A 7,369-nucleotide genomic window follows, 5' to 3' on the forward strand; every position below is an offset into this window, starting at 1 on the left:
AGTTAAGGTCTTCGAGGTCGAAGGCCAGCGCACCCTTCGAGCCAGATACCTCCACCCTCAGGGCGTTCTTGCGGCCGGTGGCGAACCGGGTGGCCTCGAAAATTCCGAGCACCCCGCTGTCGAAGCGGCCGGTAAATAGCGCAACATCGTCGACCGTCACGTCGCCAAGCTCGGTGCCACCGGTGCCACCGAGACCGCTGGATGAGTGCAGGATGGGGCGCCGAGCGATGATGGTCTCGAGCGTTCCCGAGACGCTGGCCAGCCTCATTCCGGTGATGAACTGGGATAGGTCGATGATGTGGGCCCCAATGTCACCGAGCGCACCGGAGCCGGCATGTTCCTTCTGCAACCTCCACACGAGGGGTGTTGCCGGGTCGGTCAACCAGTCCTGCTGGTAGCTGGCGCGAACCTGGTGGATGTCACCGAGCCTGCCCGCGGCAACGAGGTCCCGAGCGAACGTAGCGGCAGGTACCCGCCGATAGGTGTGGCCGAGCATGCCGAACACCCCACGGGCCGCGGCTCGAGTCGCGGCATCCGCCATCGCCATCGCCTCGTCGACGGTATTGGCCAGGGGCTTTTCGCAGAGCACATGCTTGCCGGCCTCGAGGGCGGCGATCGCGATCTCGGCGTGCGAATCACCCGGGGTCACGATGTCGATCACATCGATGTCGTCTCGCTCGATGGCCTCGCGCCAGTCTGTGGCCGATTCGGCCCAGCCCCACTTCTCAGCCGCATCTGCCACTGCGCCCGCGCTGCGACCGACAACCAACTGCATGACGGGGTTCGCCTCAAGCTCGAAAAACCGCGGGGCCACCCGCCAGCCCTGAGAGTGCGCTGCCCCCATGAAGCCGTGGCCGATCATGGCCACATTCAGGCGTCGTGTCGTGCGCATGTCACCTCATCCTTTTCGCGCCGGCAGGGATATCTGATGAGCCTAGGGTGCCCGCGTGCTGTGCAGCACACGGGCACCGGTTGGTGGCCTACGACTCGAAAGCGGAGCCGATGTACTTTTCTACGTTGTCCTTTGTGACGACCGGGGCGTTCAGTACGATCCGGCTGGGAACCTCGATCTCGACAAGATCGCTGAGTGCCTTCTCCTGCGCGATCAGCCGCGCGAGGCGGATGCCGTCGGCAGCCTGGGTCGACGGATAAATCACGGTGGCCTGCAGCACGCCAGAGCCAGCCTGGATCTCACGCATCGCGTTAGCCGAGCCCGCGCCGCCCACCATGAAGAACTCGCTGCGGTTCGCTGCGGCAATGGCGGCGAGGACGCCGACACCCTGGTCATCGTCGTGGTTCCAGATTGCGTCGATCTTCGGTGCCGCCGAAAGAAGCTGCGATGTCACTGCCTCGCCACCCTGGATCGTGAAGTCGGCGGCGACCCTGTTCGAAACCTTCAGCCCGCAGTCGTCCAGTGACTTGGCAAATCCTTCGCTGCGAGCCTGAGTCAGGGGCAGCGAGTCGATTCCCGCGATCTCGGCAATAACGGCATCAGGTTTGTCACCGAGCTGCTCGCAGATGTAGGTTCCCGCGCTCACGCCCATGCCGTAGTTGTCGCCAAGGATCGTCACGCGCGCGGCGAAGGTGCTCGAGAACTCGCGGTCGACGTTGATGACCGGGATCCCGGCGTTCATCGCTTTGATCGCGACCTCGGTCAGTGCCGCGCCGTCGGTGGGCAGCAACACAATCGCGTCAACCTTGTCGTTGATGAAGGTCTCGACCTGGCTGATTTGCAGATTGGCGTCGTTCGTTCCCTCCGCGACAACGAGCTTCACGTCGGAATACTTCGCGGCCTCGGCGATGGCGGCCGAGTTGATCGCACCAAGCCATCCATGGTCGGCGGCCGGGCCGGAGAACCCGATCGTGATGGTCGCGCCGGAGGCCGCATTGCCGTCGACGGTGCTGCTGTCGGGTTTGGTGCCGGTGTCAGTAGTTCCGGCGGTGCAGCCTGCGAGCAGTGTCATGGCAACGAGAGACGAGCCTGCGGTGATAAGCAGCGTGCGAGTTCTGCGAGAAGCGAGCATGTGTTTCCTCCTGGGTAGGTGACGTGCGGTTCTGGTCGCCGATGAGGAAGGGTAGGGGCGAATTTCCGCGATCTTTTAGTCGCGCGAGCATCCAGGTCCACATTGACGTTTGATGCAACATAACAGGTATTTCTATGCTGAGGAAGAGACATTTTCCCTCATTTGGTAACAATTGACTGCGCCAATGAAGGACATCTGTTATGTTGCGTTCATGATCAAAGTCGACCATGGCCCTGCCCTTCTCGAGGTCAGGGGCATCACCAAGAACTTCGGCACCGTGCGCGCCCTGGGCGGCGTTGACCTGTCGATCATGGCCGGGGAGGTGCACGTCATCCTGGGTCAAAATGGCGCGGGAAAGTCGACACTCATCAAACTTCTCGCGGGGGTCTACACGCCCGACAGCGGTGAGATCATCTGGCGGGGACAACCCGTCGTGATAGCCGATCCGGTCGCCGCGCTGGAGATGGGTATCGCCACCATGTACCAGGAGCTCGACGTCGTTGACGGCCTGACCATCGCCGAGAACATCTTCCTGGGACATGAGATTGCGACGGGTGGGGTGCTGAATCGACGCAAGGCCAACAGGCTCACTCGCGACCTGCTGCACCGCCTGGGGCACGGCGATCTTTCACCCAGCCGAGAGGTCGGCACGCTTTCTCCGGCGCATCAACAGATCGTCAGCATGGCCAGGGCGCTCTCGCGGGATACTCGACTCATCATCATGGACGAACCATCCGCGGTGTTGGACTCCGAAGAGGTGAAGAATCTGTTCCGGGTGGTGAACGAGCTCACCTCCGCGGGGATAGCCGTCGTGTACATCTCCCATCGCCTCGCCGAGATCCGTGAGATCGGTGATCGCATCTCGGTGATCAAGGATGGACAGAGCATGGCTCACGGCCTCGCCGTCGCCGACACCCCCACCAGCGAACTCATCAGGCTCATGACCGGTCGCGATCTTGAGAACGTGTTCCCGTCCGCCACCCCAGTCTCGTCCGATGCGCCTGAGCTGCTCGCTGTTCAGAATCTCTCCGTGCGCGGGGTCTTTGAGCGGGTTGACTTCACTGTGCGGGCGGGAGAGATTGTGGGGCTCGCCGGGCTGGTTGGTTCTGGTCGCTCCGAAATTCTCGAGGCACTCTATGGGGCAGTAAAACCCACCACCGGCACCGTATCCGTGGCCGGCCGGATGCTGAAGCGTGGCTCAGTGAACGACGCAGTGAGCAGTGGCATGGGACTGTCGCCCGAAGAGCGAAAAAGCCAGGGGCTGCTTCTCGGTGAGGCAATTTTCACGAACGTGACCCTGTCATCCTTTGCGCGATTTGCCCGTTCCGGGCTGCTCCGCGAGCGAGCTGAGCGAAATGCTGCCCGCACCCAGCTCGAAGCCCTCCAGTTGCGCCCGGCAGACCCCGACCGCGCGGCTGGCACCCTCTCCGGAGGTAACCAGCAGAAGGTCCTGCTCGCGCGGTGGCTCGTGCATGGCACGAAAGTTCTGCTCCTCGACGAGCCCACACGGGGAGTGGATGTGGGCGCCCGCGCCGAGATTTACGCACTCATCCGCAGTCTCTCCGCAGCAGGCACGGCCATCGTCATCGTCTCCAGCGAGATCGAGGAGGTTCTCGGACTGGCCGATCGGGTGCTCGTGATCGCCGAAGGTCGAGTGCTCACGACCGTGAACGCGAGCGACATCGACGAGCCAGGCGTGCTAGATCTCGTAATGGAAGGAAGTGCCGCATGAGCGCCCAGACCATAGTTTCCCGTGCCGAGCCGGTCACACCGGATGAGCCCCCTCAGCGCGCGAGCGCCCGCGGTGCCATCGGGAGAGTTCTCGGCAGCAGCGCCGGGCGCAACCTCGGGCTCGTCATTGCGCTTCTGGTGCTCTTCGCGATCGGCGCGGTCACCGCGGGTGAAAGGTTCACGAATTTCGAGAACGTTCTGACGATCATCCGATTCGCGTCCATCATTGGCGTACTGAGCATCGGGATGACCTTCGTGATCATCGGAGGCGGCATCGACCTCTCCGTGGGATCGCTCATGGGGCTCGGTTCGGTTGTAGCCACGCTGTCAGTGGTTCAGACCTTCGCGGAGAGTACGTCATGGCTCGTCATGGTGGTCGTCGCCATCGCCGTCGGAACACTCGCCGGAGTACTGAACGGGCTTGTCGTCTCCTACGGAAATGTCGTGGCGTTCATGGCGACCCTCGCGATGTTGGTCGCTGCAAGGGGCTTTGCCGAGATTTTGTCCAACCGCACTACCCAGATCGTGAGATCGCAGGACTTTATCGAGTTCTTCCGAGCGAACCTCATCGGAGTTCCGGTGCTGATCTGGATCTTCGTCATCGTCGCCGCGCTGGGCTGGTTTCTGCTGAATCGAACTACCTTTGGCCGACGCACGGTAGCCATTGGTGGCAACCGTGAAGCGGCGCGGCTCGCGGGCATCAAAGTCAAACGCCACACCGTCTACCTGTACGGGCTGGCCGGACTGACCGCCGGCATCGGTGCTGTCATGATGCTTGGGCGTACGACGGCAGGAACCTCCACTCACGGCGAGCTCTATGAGCTCGATGCGATTGCGGCTGTCGTCGTTGGCGGAACCCTTCTGATCGGCGGACGCGGCACTATCGTGGGCACCGTCTTTGGCGTGCTCATCTTCGCCACGCTGACCAACGTTTTCACGCAAAACAACCTGAACACTTCTGTTCAAGCCGTGGCTAAAGGCGTCATCATCGTGCTCGCGGTACTCCTGCAGCAGCGCTTCGCCGCCAGGGCGCGACGCTGACTTCCGCTCACCCTATCCACCATCTCCACAGAAAAGACAAGCCATGACCGTGCCAACCCCCACTCGCGACGATAAGTTCTCCTTCGGACTCTGGACCATCGGATATAACGGAACCGACCCCTTCGGCGGACCCACCCGTGCACACCTCGACACCGTGCACGCCGTCGAGAAGCTCGCGGAGCTGGGCGCGTACGGCATTACATTCCATGACGATGACCTGTTCGCGTTCGGCTCTAGTGATGCGGAACGCCAGAAGGAGATCGATCGACTCAAGCAGGTGCTCGCCGACACCGGCCTGATCGTGCCGATGGTGACCACCAACCTGTTCAGCGCTCCCGTATTCAAAGACGGCGGATTTACCTCGAACGACCGTGACGTTCGCCGCTTCGCGATGCGCAAGGCGATGCGACAGCTCGAGCTCGGCGTCGAAGTCGGGGCGAAAACCTTCGTCATGTGGGGCGGACGCGAGGGCGCCGAATACGACGCGGCAAAAGACATCCGCAGCGCGCTCGAGCGCTACCGCGAGGCCGTCAACATGTTCGCGCAGTACGTCACCGATAAGGGATACGACATCCGGTTCGCGATCGAGCCGAAACCGAATGAGCCGCGCGGCGACATCCTGCTGCCGACCGTGGGCCACGCGATGGCCTTCATCGACACCCTCGAGCGGCCGGAACTTTTCGGCGTGAACCCCGAGGTCGGGCACGAGCAGATGGCCGGGCTGAACTTTGCCGCCGGCATCGCGCAGGCGCTGTACCAGGGCAAGCTCTTCCACATCGATCTGAACGGCCAGCGCGGGATCAAGTACGACCAGGATCTCGTGTTCGGCCACGGCGACCTCCACAACGCCTTTGCGCTCGTCGACCTGCTGGAGAACGGCGGCCCGAACGGCGGCCCCTCCTACGACGGGCCACGCCACTTCGACTACAAGCCGAGCCGCACCGAAGACGAGGTCGGCGTCTGGCACTCCGCCGCAGCCAACATGCGCACCTACCTGCTGCTCAAAGAGCGCGCCGCTGCCTTCCGGGCCGACCCGGAGGTGCAGGAAGCGCTCGCGGCCTCCCGCGTGCCCGAGCTCTCGACGCCGACGCTGTCCGATGGCGAGACGTACGACGACCTACTGGCCGATCGTAGCGCGTTCGAGGACTTCGACCATGGCGCCTACTTCAACGGCAAGGGCTTCGGCTTCGTACGGCTGCAGCAGCTCGCAACCGAGCACCTGCTCGGCGCGCGCTAGACCCAGGGCCAGCACTCTTCTGCTTTCATTATTCAGGAGGGTGTGTGACTGGTGAGGCGTGTGGGGCTGGTGCGCTTTCCACCGGCCCCAGCCACCACTCCAGCCCCATCACCTCCTGAATGATGAAAGAGAGAACACCCATGACACTTGTTGCCGGCATCGACAGCTCCACGCAGAGCTGCAAGGTCGTGATTGTGGATGCCGCGACCGGCGAGACCGTTCGCTCGGGCCGCGCGCCTCACCCCGGCGGCACCGAAGTCGACCCCGAGGCATGGTGGAACGCGCTGATCCTCGCGGTTGCGGACGCCGGTGGACTCGCGGACGTCGAGGCGATCTCGGTAGCAGGGCAGCAGCACGGCATGATCGTGCTGGATCACGGCGGACGGGTCATCCGCCCCGCCCTGCTCTGGAATGACACACGCTCAGCGCACGCCGCCCGTGACCTCGCGGACGAGGTCCCTGACATTGTCAACCGGACCGGTTCGGTTCCGGTGGCATCATTCACCATCACGAAGCTGCGCTGGCTCGCCGATCACGAGCCAGACAACGCGGCGCGGGTCGCGGCAGTGGCACTCCCCCACGACTGGCTGACCTGGCGGCTGCGCGGTTTCGGACCGGAGAATCCGCGGCTGGATGCCCTCACCACGGACGCCTCCGACGCGAGCGGCACCGGCTATTTCGACCCTTCCACGGGCGAGTACGACCTCGCCCTGCTCGCCACCGCGCTGCGCCGTCCTTTCGGAAATTCAGGAATCGAGCCGCACGTCGTGCTGCCGCGCGTACTGGATCCGGGAGCGCAGGCCGGCGTCATGCCGCAATCTCCTGAATTTCCGAAAGGGGGCAGGGTGACAGTCGGGGTGGGTGCCGGCGATAATGCGGCGGCCGCCCTCGGGCTGGGCGCTCGGGATGGTGATGTCGTGGTCTCGATCGGCACCAGCGGCACGGTGTTTGCCGTCACGGGCGTTCCGTCGCGTGACGAGACCGGAGCCGTCGCTGGCTTTGCCGATGCGAGCGGGCTGTTTCTGCCACTGGTTGCGACCCTCAATGCCGCGCGCGTGCTCGACTCCATCGCGGGGCTTCTGGGCCTCGCTCATGACGAGCTCGGCGAGCTGGCTCTCAGCGCCGCACCCGGCGCGGCCGGGCTCGTGCTCCAGCCCTACTTTGAGGGCGAGCGCACCCCCAACCTTCCGGATGCCACGGCCACCCTGTTCGGCATGACCCTGGCCTCGACCACTCGAGCCAACCTCGCGCGCGCGGCCATCGAGGGAGTGCTCTGCGGACTTGCCGACGGGCTGGATGCACTCACGGCGCAGGGGGTGGATGCGCGGCGCATCCT

Annotated in this window: 6 protein-coding genes; 4 read left to right on the plus strand and 2 right to left on the minus strand. The window is 63.9% G+C overall.

Annotated elements, in window-relative coordinates:
- Positions 1 to 862, minus strand: an 862-nt coding sequence (locus RMN95_RS04340) for a Gfo/Idh/MocA family oxidoreductase (RefSeq protein ID WP_309615734.1), incomplete at its 3' end; no start/stop codon positions are given.
- 118 nt (positions 863 to 980) lie between these two features.
- Positions 981 to 2,024 (minus strand): substrate-binding domain-containing protein, encoded by a 1,044-nt coding sequence (locus tag RMN95_RS04345; protein ID WP_309615730.1) that lies wholly within the window; start codon positions 2,022 to 2,024, stop codon positions 981 to 983.
- A gap of 211 nt (positions 2,025 to 2,235) precedes the next feature.
- Here RMN95_RS04345 and RMN95_RS04350 point away from each other — a divergent pair, with 211 nt between their 5' ends.
- The 4 genes from RMN95_RS04350 to RMN95_RS04365 all read left to right on the plus strand — a co-directional run.
- Positions 2,236 to 3,756, plus strand: coding sequence for a sugar ABC transporter ATP-binding protein (locus RMN95_RS04350; protein ID WP_309615735.1), 1,521 nt, complete (start codon positions 2,236 to 2,238; stop codon positions 3,754 to 3,756).
- Positions 3,753 to 4,796: an ABC transporter permease gene (locus tag RMN95_RS04355; RefSeq protein ID WP_309615731.1), complete on the plus strand. Its 1,044-nt coding sequence runs from the start codon at positions 3,753 to 3,755 to the stop codon at positions 4,794 to 4,796. The genes RMN95_RS04350 and RMN95_RS04355 overlap by 4 nt, the downstream gene beginning before the upstream one ends.
- A 43-nt stretch (positions 4,797 to 4,839) precedes the next feature.
- Positions 4,840 to 6,033, plus strand: a complete 1,194-nt coding sequence (gene xylA, locus RMN95_RS04360; RefSeq protein WP_309615732.1) for a xylose isomerase — start codon at positions 4,840 to 4,842, stop codon at positions 6,031 to 6,033.
- A 140-nt stretch (positions 6,034 to 6,173) separates the two neighbouring features.
- Positions 6,174 to 7,369: FGGY family carbohydrate kinase (locus tag RMN95_RS04365; RefSeq protein ID WP_309615733.1), on the plus strand; the 1,196-nt coding region annotated here is incomplete at its 3' end.

This window comes from Salinibacterium sp. (assembly GCF_031364185.1).
GTDB lineage: Bacteria > Actinomycetota > Actinomycetes > Actinomycetales > Microbacteriaceae > Rhodoglobus.

Bases quoted from the DNA above. Each gene is read 5' to 3' on its own strand.
- RMN95_RS04345 (WP_309615730.1), bottom strand. From the start codon at position 2,024: ATGCTCGCTTCTCGCAGAACTCGCACGCTGCTTATCACCGCAGGCTCG.
- RMN95_RS04350 (WP_309615735.1), top strand. From the start codon at position 2,236: ATGATCAAAGTCGACCATGGCCCTGCCCTTCTCGAGGTCAGGGGCATC.
- RMN95_RS04355 (WP_309615731.1), top strand. From the start codon at position 3,753: ATGAGCGCCCAGACCATAGTTTCCCGTGCCGAGCCGGTCACACCGGAT.
- xylA (WP_309615732.1), top strand. From the start codon at position 4,840: ATGACCGTGCCAACCCCCACTCGCGACGATAAGTTCTCCTTCGGACTC.